18 protein-coding genes and 1 pseudogene are annotated in these 17,077 nt (G+C 72.8%); 5 read left to right on the plus strand and 14 right to left on the minus strand.

Annotated features, from left to right (window positions below; genetic code table 11):
- Positions 1-3: 3 nt before the first annotated feature.
- The 13 genes from kdpB to BZZ08_RS25810 form a co-directional block, all read right to left on the minus strand.
- Entirely contained in the window at positions 4-2,097 is a 2,094-nt protein-coding gene (gene kdpB / locus BZZ08_RS25750) for a potassium-transporting ATPase subunit KdpB (protein WP_241965564.1), read from the minus strand.
- A gap of 29 nt (positions 2,098-2,126) precedes the next feature.
- On the minus strand, positions 2,127-3,788 hold the full coding sequence (kdpA, locus tag BZZ08_RS25755; RefSeq protein WP_104634636.1) for a potassium-transporting ATPase subunit KdpA: 1,662 nt from the start codon (positions 3,786-3,788) through the stop codon (positions 2,127-2,129).
- 7 nt (positions 3,789-3,795) lie between these two features.
- Positions 3,796-3,885 (minus strand): K(+)-transporting ATPase subunit F, encoded by a 90-nt coding sequence (gene kdpF / locus BZZ08_RS25760; RefSeq protein ID WP_037922167.1) that lies wholly within the window; start codon positions 3,883-3,885, stop codon positions 3,796-3,798.
- Between the two features lie 89 nt (positions 3,886-3,974).
- Positions 3,975-4,532 (minus strand): hypothetical protein, encoded by a 558-nt coding sequence (locus tag BZZ08_RS25765; protein ID WP_241965565.1) that lies wholly within the window; start codon positions 4,530-4,532, stop codon positions 3,975-3,977.
- Positions 4,533-4,719: 187 nt separating this feature from the next.
- Entirely contained in the window at positions 4,720-5,508 is a 789-nt protein-coding gene (locus BZZ08_RS25770; RefSeq protein WP_104634637.1) for an ABC transporter permease, read from the minus strand.
- Positions 5,505-6,500 carry an ATP-binding cassette domain-containing protein gene (locus BZZ08_RS25775; RefSeq protein ID WP_104634638.1) on the minus strand — a complete coding sequence of 332 codons (996 nt, stop codon included), beginning with the start codon at positions 6,498-6,500 and terminating at the stop codon, positions 5,505-5,507. Before BZZ08_RS25775 ends, BZZ08_RS25770 begins: the two co-directional genes overlap by 4 nt.
- 121 nt (positions 6,501-6,621) lie before the next feature.
- Positions 6,622-7,464: a DUF4097 family beta strand repeat-containing protein gene (locus BZZ08_RS25780; protein ID WP_104634639.1), complete on the minus strand. Its 843-nt coding sequence runs from the start codon at positions 7,462-7,464 to the stop codon at positions 6,622-6,624.
- A gap of 128 nt (positions 7,465-7,592) precedes the next feature.
- A complete protein-coding gene (locus tag BZZ08_RS25785) occupies positions 7,593-8,111 on the minus strand; it encodes a hypothetical protein (RefSeq protein ID WP_104634640.1) in 519 nt (172 codons plus the stop codon).
- Positions 8,112-8,272: 161 nt separating this feature from the next.
- Positions 8,273-8,896: a carbonic anhydrase gene (locus BZZ08_RS25790; protein ID WP_104634641.1), complete on the minus strand. Its 624-nt coding sequence runs from the start codon at positions 8,894-8,896 to the stop codon at positions 8,273-8,275.
- 102 nt (positions 8,897-8,998) lie between these two features.
- Positions 8,999-10,288: a phosphatase PAP2 family protein gene (locus BZZ08_RS25795; RefSeq protein WP_104634642.1), complete on the minus strand. Its 1,290-nt coding sequence runs from the start codon at positions 10,286-10,288 to the stop codon at positions 8,999-9,001.
- 78 nt (positions 10,289-10,366) lie between these two features.
- Complete coding sequence (locus BZZ08_RS25800) at positions 10,367-10,987, minus strand: VOC family protein (RefSeq protein WP_104634643.1); 621 nt, start codon at positions 10,985-10,987, stop codon at positions 10,367-10,369.
- Between the two features lie 72 nt (positions 10,988-11,059).
- Positions 11,060-11,794 carry a hypothetical protein gene (locus BZZ08_RS25805; protein WP_104634644.1) on the minus strand — a complete coding sequence of 245 codons (735 nt, stop codon included), beginning with the start codon at positions 11,792-11,794 and terminating at the stop codon, positions 11,060-11,062.
- A gap of 127 nt (positions 11,795-11,921) precedes the next feature.
- Positions 11,922-12,575 carry a response regulator transcription factor gene (locus BZZ08_RS25810; protein ID WP_104634645.1) on the minus strand — a complete coding sequence of 218 codons (654 nt, stop codon included), beginning with the start codon at positions 12,573-12,575 and terminating at the stop codon, positions 11,922-11,924.
- Positions 12,576-12,790: 215 nt separating this feature from the next.
- On the opposite strand from BZZ08_RS25810, the gene BZZ08_RS25815 reads away from it, so the two are divergent.
- The 4 genes from BZZ08_RS25815 (at position 12,791) to BZZ08_RS25830 (ending at position 16,423) form a co-directional block, all read left to right on the plus strand.
- Positions 12,791-13,648, plus strand: a complete 858-nt coding sequence (locus tag BZZ08_RS25815; protein WP_104634646.1) for an aldo/keto reductase — start codon at positions 12,791-12,793, stop codon at positions 13,646-13,648.
- 286 nt (positions 13,649-13,934) lie between these two features.
- A complete protein-coding gene (locus BZZ08_RS25820; protein ID WP_003975209.1) occupies positions 13,935-14,138 on the plus strand; it encodes a cold-shock protein in 204 nt (67 codons plus the stop codon).
- Between the two features lie 274 nt (positions 14,139-14,412).
- The gene (locus BZZ08_RS25825) at positions 14,413-15,981 is read left to right on the plus strand and encodes a DEAD/DEAH box helicase (RefSeq protein WP_104634647.1); all 1,569 of its coding nucleotides are present in this window, start codon (positions 14,413-14,415) and stop codon (positions 15,979-15,981) included.
- 115 nt (positions 15,982-16,096) lie between these two features.
- On the plus strand, positions 16,097-16,423 hold the full coding sequence (locus tag BZZ08_RS25830) for an SCO5918 family protein (RefSeq protein ID WP_104634648.1): 327 nt from the start codon (positions 16,097-16,099) through the stop codon (positions 16,421-16,423).
- Positions 16,424-16,425: 2 nt separating this feature from the next.
- On the opposite strand, the gene BZZ08_RS25835 is transcribed toward BZZ08_RS25830, so the two are convergent.
- The gene (locus tag BZZ08_RS25835) at positions 16,426-16,779 is read right to left on the minus strand and encodes a DUF952 domain-containing protein (protein ID WP_104634649.1); all 354 of its coding nucleotides are present in this window, start codon (positions 16,777-16,779) and stop codon (positions 16,426-16,428) included.
- A 78-nt stretch (positions 16,780-16,857) separates the two neighbouring features.
- Between BZZ08_RS25835 and BZZ08_RS39055 the strand changes: the two are divergent.
- Positions 16,858-17,077 (plus strand): annotated as a pseudogene (locus BZZ08_RS39055) (hypothetical protein); the annotation flags it as partial.

Consider the following 17,077-nt stretch of genomic DNA (forward strand, 5'->3'; position numbering starts at 1 on the left):
GGGTCAGCCGATCCCGGGAAGGAGGGAGACGATCAGGTCGATGAGCTTGATGCCGGCGAACGGGGCGATGAGGCCGCCCAGTCCGTAGACGGCGAGGTTGCGGCGCAGCATCCGGTCGGCGCTCATGGGCCGGTAGCGCACGCCCTTCAGCGCGAGCGGGACCAGCACCACGATGATCAGCGCGTTGAAGACCACCGCGGACAGGATCGCGGAGGACGGGGAGGACAGCCCCATGATGTTGAGCTTGTCCAGGCCCGGGTAGACGGCCGCGAAGAGCGCCGGGATGATCGCGAAGTACTTGGCGACGTCGTTGGCGATGGAGAACGTCGTGAGCGCCCCGCGGGTGATCAGCAACTGCTTGCCGATCTCGACGATCTCGATGAGCTTGGTCGGGTCGGAGTCGAGGTCGACCATGTTGCCGGCCTCCTTGGCGGCCGACGTGCCGGTGTTCATGGCCACGCCGACGTCCGCCTGGGCCAGCGCGGGGGCGTCGTTGGTGCCGTCGCCGGTCATCGCGACCAGCTTGCCGCCGGCCTGCTCCCGCTTGATCAGCGCCATCTTGTCCTCGGGCGTGGCCTCGGCGAGGAAGTCGTCGACGCCCGCCTCGTCGGCGATCGCCTTCGCGGTCAGCGGGTTGTCGCCCGTGATCATGACGGTCTTGATGCCCATGCGGCGCAGCTCGTCGAACCGTTCCCGCATGCCCTGCTTGACGACGTCCTTGAGGTGGATGACGCCGAGGACGCGCGCGCCGCGCTCGTCCTCGACCGCGACGAGCAGCGGCGTACCGCCCGCCCGGGAGATGCGTGCGGCGGTCGCGGCGGCGTCCTCGGCGACCGCGCCGCCCCGCTCCTCGACCCAGGCGACGACCGAACCGGCCGCGCCCTTGCGCACCTTGCGGCCGTCCACGTCCACGCCCGACATACGGGTCTGGGCGGTGAACTCGATCCACTCGGCGCCGGCCGGCTCGCCCTGCCGCCGCTCGCGCAGCCCGTACCTCTCCTTGGCGAGGACGACGACGGAACGGCCCTCGGGTGTCTCGTCGGCGAGCGAGGAGAGCTGGGCGGCCTCGGCGACCTCGGCCTCCGTCACCCCGCGCACCGGCACGAACTCGGCGGCCTGCCGGTTGCCGAGTGTGATCGTGCCGGTCTTGTCGAGGAGCAGCGTGGAGACGTCACCGGCGGCCTCGACCGCGCGGCCCGACATCGCCAGCACGTTGCGCTGCACCAGGCGGTCCATGCCCGCGATGCCGATCGCGGAGAGCAGGGCGCCGATCGTGGTCGGGATGAGGCAGACCAGCAGGGCCACCAGCACGACCAGGTCCAGACGGGTGCCGGCGTAGTGGGCGAACGGCGGGAGGGTGGCGCAGGCCAGCAGGAAGACGACGGTCAGCGAGGCCAGCAGGATGTTCAGCGCGATCTCGTTCGGCGTCTTCTGCCGGGCCGCCCCCTCCACCAGGCTGATCATCCGGTCGATGAAGGTCTCGCCGGGCTTGGTGGTGATCCGGACGACGACGCGGTCGGAGAGCACCTTCGTCCCGCCGGTGACCGCGGACCGGTCGCCGCCGGACTCGCGGATGACGGGCGCCGACTCCCCGGTGATGGCCGACTCGTCGACGGAGGCGACGCCCTCGACGACGTCGCCGTCGCCGGGGATGACGTCCCCCGCCTCGCAGACGACCAGGTCGCCGACCGTGAGTTCGGTGCCGGGAACCGTGGTGCCGTCGACCCGGCGGGCGACGGTGTCGGTCTTCGCCCTGCGCAGGGTGTCGGCCTGGGCCTTGCCGCGGCCCTCGGCGACCGCCTCCGCCAGGTTGGCGAAGAGCACGGTCAGCCACAGCCAGGCGCTGATCGTCCAGCCGAACCGGTCGCCTGGGTCGGTGAAGGAGAAGGCCGTGGTCAGGACGGAGCCGACGAGGACGACGAACATGACGGGCGACTTCACCATCACCCGCGGGTCGAGCTTGCGGAACGCCTCGGGCAGCGAGGTGAGCAGGTGCTTCGGGGTGAAGAGACCCGCGCCGACGCGGCCCTCCCCGGGCCGGGGCCCGGCGGGTGCGTCGCCGTGCGGCGCCCGGGGCGGGGTGGTGACTGTGGACATGGCGTCCTCTTGCTTCCGCGTGTCGGTGGTCATGCCAGCCCCTCGGCGAGCGGGCCCAGGGCGAGGGCCGGGAAGTAGGTCAGACCGGTGATGATCAGGACGGCGCCCACCAGCAGCCCGGCGAACAGGGGCTGCTCGGTGCGCAGGGTGCCCTGGGTGGCCGGCACCGGCCGCTGACCGGCCAGCGAGCCCGCGAGGGCCAGGACGAACACCATCGGCAGGAAGCGGCCGAGGAGCATGGCGAGGCCGAGGGTGGTGTTGAACCACTGGGTGTCGGCGTTCAGGCCCGCGAAGGCGGAGCCGTTGTTGTTCGCGGCGGAGGTGTAGGCGTACAGGATCTCGGAGAAGCCGTGCGCCCCGCTGTTGGTCATCGAGTCGCCCGGGGTGGGCAGGGCCATCGCGGCGGCGGTCAGGACCAGGACCAGGGCCGGGGTGATCAGGATGGAGCAGGCGGCGTACTTGATCTCGCGGATGCCGATCTTCTTGCCCAGGTACTCGGGGGTGCGCCCGACCATCAGGCCCGCGATGAAGACCGCGATGACCGCCATGACCAGCATGCCGTAGAGGCCGGAGCCCACCCCGCCGGGCGCGATCTCGCCCAGCATCATGCCGAGCATGGTGATGCCGCCGCCGAGGCCGGTGTAGGAGGAGTGGAAGGAGTCCACGGCGCCGGTGGAGGTGAGGGTGGTCGACACCGCGAAGATCGACGAGCCGCCGATGCCGAAGCGGACCTCCTTGCCCTCCATCGCGCCCCCGGCCGCCTGCAACGCCGGGCCGTGGTGGGCGAACTCGGTCCACATCATCAGGGCGACGAAGGCCAGCCAGATGGTGGCCATCGTCCCGAGGATCGCGTAGCCCTGGCGCACCGAGCCGGTCAGGACGCCGAAGGTGCGGGTCAGGGCGACCGGGATCAGCAGGATCAGGAAGATCTCGAACAGGTTGGTGAACGGCGTCGGGTTCTCGAAGGGGTGGGCGGAGTTGGCGTTGAAGTAGCCGCCGCCGTTGGTGCCCAGCTCCTTGATGACCTCCTGGGAGGCGACCGCGCCCCCGTTCCACTGCCGCGGAGCACCCAGGAACTGGCCGACCTCGTGGATGCCGGAGAAGTTCTGGATGACCCCGCAGGCCACCAGGACCAGCGCGCCGACGACGGCGAGGGGCACCAGGACGCGGACGACTCCGCGGACCAGGTCGGCCCAGAAGTTGCCCAGTTCGCCGGTGCGGGACCGGGCGAAGCCGCGGACGAGGGCGACGGCCACGGCGATGCCGACGGCGGCCGAGACGAAGTTCTGCACGGCCAGGCCGGCGGTCTGCACGACGTGGCCCATGGCCTGCTCGCCGTAGTACGACTGCCAGTTGGTGTTGGCCACGAAGGACGCGGCGGTGTTGAACGCCTGGTCCGGGTCGATGGAGGCGAAGCCGAGCGAGCCGGGCAGGACGCCCTGGAGCCGCTGGAGCAGGTAGAGGAAGAGGACTCCGGCGAGGGAGAAGGCGAGGACGCCGCGCAGGTACGCGGGCCAGCGCATCTCCGTGTCCGGGTCGGCACCGATGCCCCGGTAGATCCACTTCTCCACCCGCAGGTGCGTGGACGAGGAGTAGACCCTGGCCAGGTAGGTGCCGAGGGGGACGTAGGCGAGCGCCAGCGCGGCCATGAGCGCGAGCAGCTGGAGCACGCCGGCGAGGACGGGGCTCATGCGGTGCTCAGAACCTCTCCGGGTGGATCAGGGCGAGGACGAGGTAACCGAGCAGGGCGACGGCCACGATCAGACCGACGATGTTCTCCGCGGTCACAGCCTCGTCACCCCCTTGGCGGTCAGGGCGACGAGCGCGAACACCGCGATCGTGATGACGACGAAGGCCACGTCGGCCATCGCTGGCTCCTAGTGAGGTTCGGGAGAGAAGCTGACAAGGAGATGAGAGACCCCTCCCGACCGGTTTCGGCCACCGTTGACGGCTTCCATACGGCGGCGCGAACGCCCTTGACACCTCTCTGACGACGGGGCCGACGGAACGCCCCCGGACCGCGCGAAGACGACGAGGCGCAGGACCGCGAAGCGCGCGACACCGGTGAGGGCGGAGGCGGACAGGTAGACGGCCTGTTCGAGCACCGCACCGGGCGTCGCCACCACCTGGTGCAGGGCGAGCATCGCCACGGACGTCACCGCGAACGCCGCCCCCGCCGATCCGGCCGACTGGGCGTGCTGGCGCCAGGTCGTACGCCCGCCCGCGCCGAAGGTGAAGCGGGCGTGCAGCTCGGTGCCGAGCAGCGTGGACGCCGCGGTGACCAGGGCGTTGGCCAGGGCCCAGGGGACCCAGGAGGCGAGGCCGGCCACGGCGAAGCTGGCGGCGAGGCCCAGCCCGCCCCCGCAGAGCACGAAGCGGGCGAAGGCCGCGAGGGCGCCGGGCGTGGCCCGTCGGTTGCTCCGGGCTGTGTCCATGTCGGTCCGTCCCCCTCCATCGCACCATCGATGGCACCACTATGACACATGTTTGGCGCTACTTGGAGCCATTTCTGCGCCACCTGTGCCATCGCCCGGACAACGCCAAAGGGGCGGCGCCCCGACGAGGTGTCGGGGCGCCGCCCTTGGTGGAACGGGTCGCGGTGCCGCCCGGAGGGGCGGCCGCCTACTTCGCGTCGCGGTTGAAGACCGACTTCGACCAGAGGTAGCCGAGCGTGCACAGGGCCACGCACCAGGCGAGGGCGAGCCAGCCGTTGTGGCCGATCTCCGTGCCGAGGAGCAGACCGCGCAGGGTCTCGATGGCGGGGGTGAACGGCTGGTACTCGGCGACCGGCTGGAACCAGCCCGGCATGGCGTCGATGGGCACGAAGGTGCTGGAGACGAGCGGGAGGAAGATCAGCGGCATCGCGTTGTTGCCGGCCGCCTCGGCGTTCGGGCTGATCAGGCCCATGCCGACCGCGATCCAGGTGAGCGCGGTGGCGAACAGGGTGACCAGCGCGAAGGCCGCGAGCCACTCCAGGACGGTGGCATCGGTGGAGCGGAAGCCGATGGCGGCGGCGACGGCACCCACGAGGACCACGCTGACCACCGACTGCAGCACGCTGCCGATGACGTGCCCGGTGATCACCGAGCCGCGGTGGATGGGCATGGTGCGGAAGCGGGCGACGATGCCCTCGGTCATGTCGTTGCAGATGGAGACGGCGGTGCCGATCGTGGTGCTGCCGATGGTCATCAGCACCAGGCCGGGCACCAGGTACGCGATGTAGGCGGACCGGTCGGCGCCGCCGCCGATGCCCGCGCTCATCGTGTCTCCGAAGATGTAGACGAAGAGGAGCAGCAGCATGATCGGCGTGAGCAGCAGGTTGAGGGTGAGTGAGGGGTAGCGCCGGGCGTGCAGGAGGTTGCGGCGCAGCATGGTGGAGGAGTTGCGCGCGGCGAGGGTGAGGCTGCTCATCGGACCGTCTCCTTGGTCGCGTCGGACTGGGCGGGGACGCCGGCGCCGCCGGTCAGGGCGAAGAAGACGTCGTCGAGGTCGGGGGTGTGCACGGTCAGTTCGTCGGCCTCGATGCCCGCGCCGTCGAGGCGGTCGAGGACGGAGCGCAGGTCGCGCTGGCTGCCGTCGCTGGGGATCCGGAGGGTGAGGGAGTCGTCGTCCCCGGTGCCGTCGGGCAGGGCCGTTGCGGCACCGCGGTAGGCGTCCGGGTCGGTGAAGCGGAGCCGGACGTGGCCGCCGGGGACGAGCCGCTTGAGTTCCTCGGCGGTGCCTTCGGCGGCGATCCTCCCGTCGTGGAGCACGGCGATGCGGTCGGCGAGTTCGTCGGCCTCGGTCAGGTACTGGGTGGTGAGGAAGACGGTGACGCCGCCGGTGACGAGTTCGCGGATGATCTGCCACATGGTGTGGCGGGAACGGGGGTCGAGCCCGGTGGTGGGCTCGTCGAGGAAGATGACCCGGGGGCTGCCGACGAGGGTCATGGCGATGTCCAGGCGGCGCTTCATGCCGCCGGAGTAGGTGGAGGCGGGCTTCTTCGCGGCCTCGGTGAGGCCGAAGCGTTCCAGCAGTCCGGCGGCGATCCGCTTCCCCTCGCGCCGGGGGATCAGGTGCAGGTCCGCCATCAGGAGCATGTTCTCCTCGCCGGTGATCAGGCCGTCCACGGCCGAGAACTGCCCGGTGACACCGATGGCGCCGCGCACGGCCTGCGGGTCGGTGGCGAGGTCGTGGCCCGCCACCTCGATCCGGCCGCCGTCGGCGGAGACGAGGGTGGAGAGGATCTGCACGGTGGTGGTCTTGCCGGCGCCGTTCGGCCCGAGCAGCGCGAACACGGACCCGGCCGGGATGCGCAGGTCGATGCCGTCGAGGACGGTCTTGTCGCCGTACGACTTGCGCAGGCCCACGGCGGAGACGGCGGCGGACGCCCGCGGACCGGTTCCCGAGGTGGTCGTGGGCATGACAGATGAAGGCATGGAGCCCTCCCGTTCGAGGGGATGACGGATCGGGGATGACGGATCGGAGCGGTGAGAGAGGGGACGCCGGGCGGACGGCGGCCGGTGAGGCGGGACGGGCGAGCGCTCAGCCCTTGGCGCGGCGGACGTCGATGTTGCCGTACCGGGTGCGGGCGTGGACCTTGACGGTCTCCTCGGTCGCCGCGGGGCCGCCGGACGCGGTGAGGGTGTTGCGCACCTGCCCGCCGCTGGACTGGGCGTCGAGCCAGGCGGCCGTGCCCTCGCGGACGCCGACCTGGATGGCGCCGTAGGAGGTCTCCAGCCGGATCTCGCCGCGGACCACCTCGTCCACCCGCAGGGTGCCGTGGGCGGTGGTGGCGGTGAGCGAGGCCTCGGCGCGGGTGACGTTGATGTCGCCGTTGGCGTTCTTGACCCGCAGGTCGCCGAGCGCGACGCCCACGGTGGTGGAGCCGTGCGAGTTCTTCAGGACCGCGGTGCCGTCGATGACGCCGACGCGCACGCTGCCGGAGCTGGTGGTGATCTCGGCCGGGCCCTCGACCCGGTCCACGGTGACCGAGCCGTGGGAGGCGTCGAGCCGGAGCGGCCCGGTGGTGTCCAGGCGGACGTCACCGCCCGGGGTCTTCACCCGGACCTCGCCGAGCCGGCCCTCGCCGAGGACCTGGGTCCAGGAGCCCTCCATGTCGACGCGTGAGCCCGTGGGCAGCTCCACCGTCACGTCGACGGTGCCGGTGGGGCCGATGAAGCGGCGCTCCTTCGTGCTGATCGTCAGGACGCCGCTCGCGCAGGAGACCTCGGTCTGCTCGGCGGCCCGTACGTCCTTGTCCCGCTTCGGGTCGCCGGGGCGCACCTCGACGACCGTGTCGAGCCGGTCGCCCGCGGTGAACCGGATGGAACCGGCGCCCACGTGGGCGGTCACCGCGATGGGTCCGGGAGTGTCGTAAGAAGGCATGGCTGTACCGTCCTCGTGAGTCCGTGGGATGTCCCCGCTGGTGGGACGTGGTGGGTGAGCGCTGTGCTGTGCTTGGTTCTCCGGGGCCGGGTGCGGGCCGGGGGTGGGCCGGGCGCGCGTCCGAGGGGCTAGCGCACCCAGCCCGTGAAGCTCTGTCCGACACTGCTCGCCCGCTCCGGCGCGGGCGGGGCGCCGCCGCCTTCGACGGCGGCCGACACGGCCCGCACCAGCCAGGCGTTGACCGACAGTCCCTCGCGGCTCGCGGCCTCCTCGGCGCGCGTCTTGAGGTGGGCCGGCAGCCGCAGGTTGACCCGGGCGGTGCCGCCCTCGTCGCCGTCGCCGGGTGCCGGCGCCCTGACCGTCTCGACGGGCGCGGCCTGCACCGCGGCACCGCCGATGTCGGCGGGCGGCAGCGTCACGACGAAGTCGGGTTCGAGCCCGCGCAGCCGTACGTCGACCGAACCGGGGGCCAGTTCGCGGGTGATCTCGTCCATCGCGGCGGAGAGCACGTTGAGCATGGTCAGCCGGGTCGCCGAGTCCAGCGGAGCGATGAGCCGCTCGGCCAGCTCGCGGGCTTCTTCGCCACCGGCTTCGGCGGCCACCGCGAGTTCGCGGCGAAGGGTGTCGACGTACGGGGTCAGGTCCATGACGCCATAATGGCACCACGATGGCGTCACACGCAAGCCGCAATGACACCACACTCGCAAGTCCATCAGGAGCAACCCTCCGACCTGCGGAAACGCTTCAGAAATGATGGATGCCTCCGTGGTGCCATGCGTGGCACCACGGAGGCACCGGGGGCGGTCGGCTACTCCGGGAGCCCGTGGGCCGCCACGCGCTTCACCGTTCCCCCGGCCAGGCGGTAGGACAGGCCGACGACCGCGCACCGGCCCGCGGCCACCTCGGCCGCCAGCAGCGCCGAGCGGCCCACCAGCCCGTCGACGCTCCGGCGGATGTGCTCGTCCACGAACTCGTCGATCCCGGTACGGCCCCGGGCGCGCCCCGCGAGCACGCTCGGGATCACCCGCTCCACCACGTCCCCGAGGTAACCGGCCGGCGCGGTGCCGCCCTGCACGGCCTCGGCGGCCGCGGTGACCGCGCCGCAGGAGTCGTGCCCGAGCACCACCACGAGCGGCGCGCCCAGCACGTCGACGCCGTACTCGACACTGCCCAGCACCTCCGCGCCCGCCACATGGCCGGCCGTCCGCACCACGAACAGGTCACCCAGCCCCCGGTCGAAGATGATCTCGGCCGCGAGCCGCGAGTCCGAGCATCCGAAGAGCACCGCGAACGGATGCTGGCGCGGGGCCAGCTCCGACCGGCGGTCGGCGTCCTGGTTGGGGTGCAGTCGGTCACCGCTCACGAAGCGGGCGTTGCCCTGCAGCAACGCCGCGTAGGCCTCGGCGGGGGAGGAGGGGCTCAGATCAGGCATGGGTGCAAGGTACTGGTCCGGGGGCTTGAGGGCGGGTGACCGGGTGTGGTGCCGCGCGGCGCACGCCGGTGGCGGTCCGGGCCGCCGGCGCCGCGCGTCCCCTCAGGCCGCTTCGAGTTGCGGTTCCGGACGGGCCGGCGGCGGCACGGTCACCGGTTCCCAGCCCTTCGTGGTCCGTACGTAGCCGTGGATCACCGAGGCCATCCCCAGCAGCAGGAGCGGCCCGAAGAGCCACGGGTGCCGGGCCATCTCCAGCGACAGGTAGCGCGTCGACGCCAGGATCGCGGTGAACACCAGCGCCCCGTGGGCGACCAGCAGGCTTCCCGACCGGTCCCAGCCGCGGTCCAGGGCACGCAGTCCCGCCTCGACCGTGACCGCGAACACCACTCCGGCGACGAGGTCGATGGCGTAGTGGTAGCCGAATCCCAGCGTCGCGGTGAGCGTGGCGACCAGCCAGAACGTTCCCGCCCAGCGCAGGACGCGCGGGCCCTTCCGGGAGTGGATGAAGATCACGGTGGCCCACGCCGTGTGCAGGCTGGGCATGCAGTTGCGGGGGGTGACCCCGTCGTACGTGAAGGGGTGGGGCGCGCCGATCGGCGGGGGCGTGTGCGGCCACAGGTCGGCGATCGCCCACTCCGCGCCGCCGGTGCCGAAGGCCCCGGTGCCGTAGGCGAAGACCGGACCGACCACCGGGAAGATCATGTAGATGCCCGGCCCGAGCAGACCGATCAGCAGAAAGGTGCGGACCAGGTGGTGGCGCGGGAACCGGCGCTCGGCCGCCACGTTGCGCAGCTGGTACAGCGCGACCACGACCGCGGCCACCGCGAGCTGGACGTAGACCCAGTCCAGTACGAGCTCACCGACCGCTCCGGTGGCCTGCACGGCCCGTCCCATCAGCCACGACGGGTTCCCCAGCGCGTGGTCGGCGGTCGCCACGTACGGGTCGAGGACGTCGGGGCGGGTCTTCGAGGTGATCAGCAGCCAGGCGTCGCCCGTCTTGCGCCCGGCCACCAGCAGGAGGCCGAGCCCGACGCCCTTCAGCAGGAGGATCCGTTCGGATCCGGTGCGCCGCGTCACGGCGACGACTCCGCAGCCCAGGACCACCCACAGCGCGCCGTTGCCGAAGCAGTGGCTGCCGGACACGGTGGCGTCCGCCGCCCACCGCACCAGCGCGATGGTGAGGTCGATGCCGACCGCGACGGCCGCCGCGACGAACCGCTGCCGCCAGGTCAGGACCACCATCGTCAGCGCCAGACCGGCGTAGAGCAGGGGCCCCGACGCGGGGGCGAACACCAGCTCCTTGGCCTGGTTGGTCATCGGCCCCGGCAGGCCGTAGCGGCGCGCGGCGATCTCCAGGGCTATGAGGAACGCGAGGGTCGCCGCACCCGCCACGGCCCAGAGTCCTGCCCGCGTCCCGCCCCCGGGTATTCGCGGAGTTTCCCGTGATGACATGCACAGGAAACTAGCCCATCAGTGGCTGAGTTCCGGCTGCCAGGTGAAGCCGTCCGGGTCGTCGAACGGGCGGGTCCCGCCGGCGACGACGAGACGGTGCGAACCGGTGCCCTCGGCGGACACGCCCGCGACCTTGGCGAGGGCCCGGCGCTTGTAGAGGGAGAGCTTGACGGTGCCCGGGCCGGTGGCGAACTCGACGTACTTCCCGCCGAAGCTCTTGCCGACGGTCAGGCCCTGCTCGACGTAGAACCGCTTGGTGGCCCTGACGTCCTCGACGCCCAGGAGGAGCACGATCTCGTCGACGTCGCGGGTGACCGGGGCGGTGTCCTTCTTCGCCGACGTCGCGATCTGCCAGACCGTGCCGTCGGGTGCCTGGACGACCCCGCCGTAGCCCCACAGCGACTTCGCGGCGGGCTTGAGGACGGTGGCGCCGGCGTCGACGGCGGCGGAGAACAGCGCGTCGACGTTGCCGGGCTGGGCCACCACGAGCGACAGCGTGAAGCCGCGGAACCCGCTCGTCGGGGCGTCACCGGCGCGGACCCGCACCCGCGATCCGTCGAGTCCGAAGGCGTCGGAGTAGAAGCGTGCGGCGGCCTCGGTGTCGGCCACCTCGAGGGTGACGGAGTCGATGGAGTTCATGTCCTCGACGGTAGGGGCGAGCGGGCCCGCGGTGCTTCTCGAAAACTGACCGTCCGCCCCCGCCGCCGGGCCTCAGGCGCCGGCGGTCCACGCGTCCGGCCGCGGGGACAGTACGGCGCGGACCACCTCGGCGGACGAGGCCATGACGTCGGCCGCGAAACGGCACCGTCCGACGCCGAGGCGGCGCAGCCCCGCGCCGTGGTCGGCGACGACGACGAGGGTGGCGGCGAGGAGGAGCAGCCGCCACAGGGCCATCACGGGGCGTCGCGTCACGGCGGGGAGTTCGGCCAGCGAGTCGTGCAGCCGCGCGCAGTGGAAGGGGACGTGGCGCCGCTCGTCGGCCAGGATCCGGCCCGCCACCTCCGAGGTCAGCACGTCGTCGGTGCCGTCCCGCAGGGCGCGGTAGTAGCGCAGCGCCACGACCTCGGCGATCATCAGCACCAGCAGTTCCGTGCGCAGGCCCAGCAGCCGCCGCAGCCGTACGAAGGCGGTGTCGCTCCAGTGGCCGCTCAGCGTCGGCCTGCCGCCCGCGGCCAGCAGCCGGGCCAGGAGCCGGGCGTGGTTCTGCTCCTCGGCGACGAAGAGCCGCACGGCCCGCGTGTAGTCGGCGTCGCCCGCCTCCTCCGCCTTGGCGACGAGGTTCGCGCCGTCACCGTCCTCGCCGACCTGGAAGCGCTGGATGCCGGCCCACACCGCCCGGTGCAGCACGGCGCCCCGCGCCCAGTCCGGGTCGCCCCGCGCCGCTCTGCGCTCGCGCTCGTCCTCGAACCATCGCGTCCACTTGGCGAACCCGTCCGTGCCACCCACCGCGCCGCCCCTCCCCGGGGCACGCCCGCCGCACCCTGAAAGGGGACGACGCAACCGGACACCGAACCGTTCCGCGCGAACCGTTCCGCGCGGACCGTTCCGCGCGGACCGTTCGGCCGTGGTGCCGTCAGCCGCTCAGTCCCAGTTCGCCCGCCCGCACCCCCGCCTGGAACCGCGATCCGGCGTCGAGGGCGTCGAGCAGTTCGGCGACCCGGCGCCGGTAGGTGCGCAGCGACATGCCCAGTTCCCGCGCGGCGGCCTCGTCGGTGGCGCCCGAGCCGAGCGCGCGCAGCACCGTCCGGCTCCCGGCGTCGAGCCGCGGCTGCTCGCCCCGGAGGAACGACGCGAGGTCGGTGGCCGCCTCCCAGGCGGCTTCGAACAGGGCGTGCACGCCGCCGACCAGGGTCGGCGCACCGGTCACGGTGTACGCGCGGCCGCCGGGCGAGTCCGCTCCGGCGAGGATCGCCCAGCGCCGGTCGATGATGATCGTCTCGTGCGGCAGGGCACTGGCGGCGATCCGCACCCGGGCACCCCGGGCGGCCAGCTCGCCCAGATGCGCCCTGCCGCCCTCGTCGGCCAGCGCGGCGGGGCTGAGCAGCTTGCGGACGCGCGAAGCGCCGCTGTCCCGCACCCGTGCCTGGGCGACCTGCCGGGCGGCGGGGCGGGGCCAGGTGTCGAGGTCGCGGGCGGCGCAGACGAACTCCTCCCGGACGGAGGAGAAGAGATGCCCGGCACGGGCCAGCAACTCTGTATCACCGTGCACCGTCATGCTCTCTGCCATACGGCCATTGTGCCGCGTGGGCCCTCGCGGGCCGCCGGGGTCGCGGCGATCGCGGCGGGCGGGCACCGCGACGTCTCCCCGGTGGGTTCCGGACGGCCCGTCGGCCGGGCGCCCGCCCTCCCCCTTCACCACGGTCCGGTGGGGCGGCTGCCGGTCGCTTGGCAGCAAGCTGCCACGGTCTCGTCGGCCGGGGGCGTGCCGCGCAGGGTGAGGCCATGAGCAACGACTTCCGCCTCGGTGGCGACCTTCCGATCGGGCGGCTCGGCTTCGGAGCCATGCGCCTGCCCACCAACAGCTTCCACGGTCCGGCCCGCGACCCGGAGACCGGCCGCGCCGTACTGCGCCGTGCCGTGGAACTCGGCGTCGACCACATCGACACCGCCGCCTTCTACACCAGCGACGACGGCTCGGTCCGCGCCAACGACCTGATCCGCGAGGCCCTGCACCCCTACCCGGAGGGCCTGGTGATCGCCACCAAGGTCGGCCCGCTGCGCACCCCGGACGGCGGTCTGGAGGCGACCACCGACCCGGGCGCGCTGCGGGCACTGGTCGAGGAGAACCTGGAGAGCCTGGGCGTCGACCGACTCGACCTGGTCTACCTCCGCATCGGCGGCATCGAACCGCCACCGCACGGCGAGTCCGTCGCCGCCCGCTTCGAGGCGCTGGCCGCACTGCGCGAGGAGGGCCTGATCCGGCACCTGGGACTCAGTCACGTGGACGCCGGGCACCTCACCGAAGCGCGGGCGATCGCCCCCGTGGCGGCCGTCCAGAACCACTTCCACACCGACAAACGCGACGACACGGAGGTGCTGGCCCGCTGCGAGGAGGCCGGCATCGCCTATGTGCCGTACTTCCCGCTGGGCGGCGGCCTGAGCGACATCCGCGGGGACCGCATCGCCAAGGTCGCGGACCGGCACGGCGCCACGGTGCCGCAGATCGCCCTGGCCTGGCTGCTCGCCTCCTCGCCCGTCACCCTGGCCATCCCCGGCACCGGCTCCGCGGCCCACCTGGAGGAGAACACGGCCGCCGGTTCGATCACCCTCACCGCGGAGGACCTGGCCGACCTCGGCTGACCGCCCGTACGAACGTGTCCTTTGTCTCGGTACGGGGGTGTCCGGGGCAGGTCCGGGGCGATATCTGCCGCGACGGCGGGAGAAAATCCGTCGCCGTCCCGGGAATATTCCCCGGGCAGCCGATCGGCCAAGATTATCGCCGGGACCCGGCCGATCACGGCGTGCTAGTGTCGAGGGAAGTTGCAGTTGTGGTTGGTTGCCTGAAGGTTTTTTCCGACGGGGTGATCATCACGGCGACCGGAGTGCACACAGGGTGAACTCCGAGCACCGTACCGAAGGAGAAAACATGGCTTCCGGCACCGTGAAGTGGTTCAACGCCGAAAAGGGCTTCGGCTTCATCGAGCAGGACGGCGGCGGCCCCGACGTCTTCGCCCACTACTCGAACATCAACGCGCAGGGCTTCCGCGAGCTGCTCGAGGGTCAGAAGGTGACCTTCGACATCGCGCAGGGCCAGAAGGGCCCGACGGCCGAGAACATCACCCCGGCCTGACGCTCACGCATACTCCGCAGCTGGGGCCCGCACCTTGGGGTGCGGGCCCCAGCTCGCCGCGTTTCCGGGCGCCCGCCGCCCGGCCCCGCCGCGGGGGGCACCGATTTCCCCCCGCGCATTCGATTCACCCGCGTTTCCCGCAATTCACCAATTCTCCCGGTCCACTCGGCGCACCGCGCCGAAATCGACCGGGTCGGCTCGTTCTTGCGATTCCCTGCGCCGCTCGTCCGCTGCGGGTCTCCCTTGATACGTGCCATATCAAGGAAGGTTCCCCATGAACCGCACACGCACCAACGACCGCAGGCGCTCCGGCGAAGGCCCCCGTCGCTCCCGGTCGGCCGGCCGCCCGCAGAACTCCGGCCGCCGTCCGGCCGCCGCCCCCCAGGGCGGCGAGTTCGCGCTGCCGAAGACGGTCACCCCGGCGCTGCCCGCCGTCGAGACGTTCGCCGAACTCGACCTGCCGGCCCGCATGCTGGCCGCCCTCGGCGACCAGGGCGTGACCGTGCCGTTCCCGATCCAGGCGGCCACCCTGCCGAACTCCCTGGCCGGACGGGACGTACTGGGCCGCGGCCGCACCGGCTCGGGCAAGACGCTCGCCTTCGGTCTGGCCCTGCTGGCCCGTACGGCCGGCAAGCGCGCCGAGCCGCGGCGTCCGCTCGCCCTGGTCCTCGTCCCCACCCGTGAGCTGGCCCAGCAGGTCACCGACGCGCTCAGCCCGTACGCCCGCGCCGTCGGCCTCAGGTCGGCCACCGTGGTCGGCGGCATGTCGATCGGCCGGCAGGCCGGGGCGCTGCGCTCCGGCGCGGAGGTCGTCGTCGCGACGCCCGGACGGCTCAAGGACCTCATCGACCGCGGCGACTGCGCCCTGGGCGACGTCACCATCACGGTGCTGGACGAGGCCGACCAGATGACCGACATGGGCTTCATGCCGCAGGTCACCGCCCTGCTCGACCAGGTACAGCCGGACGGGCAGCGGATGCTGTTCTCGGCCACCCTCGACCGCAACGTCGACCGGCTGGTCCGCCGCTACCTGACCGACCCGGTGGTCCACTCCGTCGACCCCTCGGCCGGTGCCGTCACCACGATGGAGCACCACGTGCTGCACGTGCACGACGAGGACAAGCAGCGCGCGACCGTGGAGATCGCGGCCCGCGACGGCCGGGTCATCATGTTCCTGGACACCAAGCACCGGGTGGACCGGCTGGTGAAGCAGCTGCTGAAGAGCGGGGTGCGCGCCGCCGGACTGCACGGCGGCAAGTCCCAGCCGCAGCGCACCCGGACCCTCGCCCAGTTCAAGGACGGGCAGGTGACGGCGCTGGTGGCGACCAACGTCGCGGCCCGCGGCATCCACGTCGACAACCTCGACCTGGTCGTCAACGTGGACCCGCCCGGCGACCACAAGGACTACCTGCACCGGGGCGGCCGTACCGCCCGGGCCGGCGAGTCCGGCAGCGTCGTCACCCTGGTGACGCCGGACCAGCGGCGCGAGATGACCCGGCTGATGTCCCTGGCCGGTATCACCCCGCAGGTCACCCCGGTCCGCTCCGGCGAGGCCGACCTGGCCCGCATCACCGGTGCGCAGACCCCCTCCGGGGTCCCCGTCGTCATCGCCGCGCCGGTCGTGGAGCGCCCCCGGCGCACCGCCGCCGGTTCGGGTTCCTCGTCCCGCGGCCGCCGCGGCCGTTCCTCGCAGGGACGCGCCGGCGGACAGGGCACCGGTGCCCAGGCCACCCGCTCCGGCTCCGCGCAGCCGCGCACCGGCCAGGGGCGGCCCGCCGGTGAGGCCCCGCGCCGCAGGCCGCGCCGCCAGTCCACGGGCGGTTCGACCGGCTCGGCCGCCTGAGACCGTTCGGACAACCCCCCGGACACCACCGGAAAACCCTGGAAGGCTCCTGGGACGCCCCGCCCCGGGACCGACCGGACCCACCCCCCGCCCCGTCCCGCTTGTGGAGGCAATCATGCGCTGTGTCATCGCCCGGTACCCGTTCGACCTCACCAAGGGCGGGGTGCTGGACTCGATGAAGGGCGTCACGCCCGAGGCCGTCACCGGTGAGTCGGTCACGATCGGCCGTCGCCGCTACCCCGTCAAGCAGGTGGGCGAGGTCATCACCCGGCAGGACCGGCGCGACTTCTCCGGCGGCGAGGTGACCCGGGCCATGGCCCGCCTCGGCTTCACCTGCCACCCCGCCCCCGGCGCCGAGCCCGCGCCCTCGGCGCCGGCCCCCACGCCGGTCGAGACGGCGTCCGCGCTGCTCGGCGGGACCGCCGTCCCCGAGGACCACTGAGGTCAGGACAGTCCCGTGGCCCGGCCCCCGTCGTCCCAGCGGACCGCCAGCACGCGCTGGACGGCCGCGCGGTCGAGGGGGCCGAACACGTGCGGGAAGCGCGTGCCCGCGGCGACGCCCGGGGGCGGCGCGGGATCGGCGGCCTCCCACTCGCACCTCGCGGTGAGCCGGTCCTCGTCCAGGAGGAGCGCCACCAGCGGCCGGGGCGCGGCGCGGTAGAAGGCGTTGACGACGGCGAGCGTGGTCTCCTCGTCGGGCGAGCAGTGGACGAACCCGTCCTCCGCGAGGGAGGCGGGCGCGTACGGCTGCCCCGGGTCGGCGTTCCACTCGGCGAGCGGAACCACGTGATAGATCATCGCCCTGTTGTAGCAGCCGCGCCGTCCGCGGCGGCCGGGCCGCCCTGCTCGGCGGGGTCGGGCGCCGAAGGCGTGGGCGTGGGCGCCACGGTACCGGGCGCGCCCGACGGTGCCTGCCCGACGGGCGGGTCGCTCGGCTCGGCCGACGGCTCGGAAACCGACGGCTCGGAGGGCGACGGCGTGGCGGCGGACGGGGCGGGGTCCTCGGTCGGCAGTGCGGGACCGGTGCCGGGCGCCCGTGTGGAGTCCCTCGGCGGGGCCGGGCTCGGCGAGACCGCGGGTGTCGGGGCGGCCGGGG

Source organism: Streptomyces sp. MH60 (assembly GCF_002939385.1).
Taxonomy (GTDB): domain Bacteria; phylum Actinomycetota; class Actinomycetes; order Streptomycetales; family Streptomycetaceae; genus Streptomyces.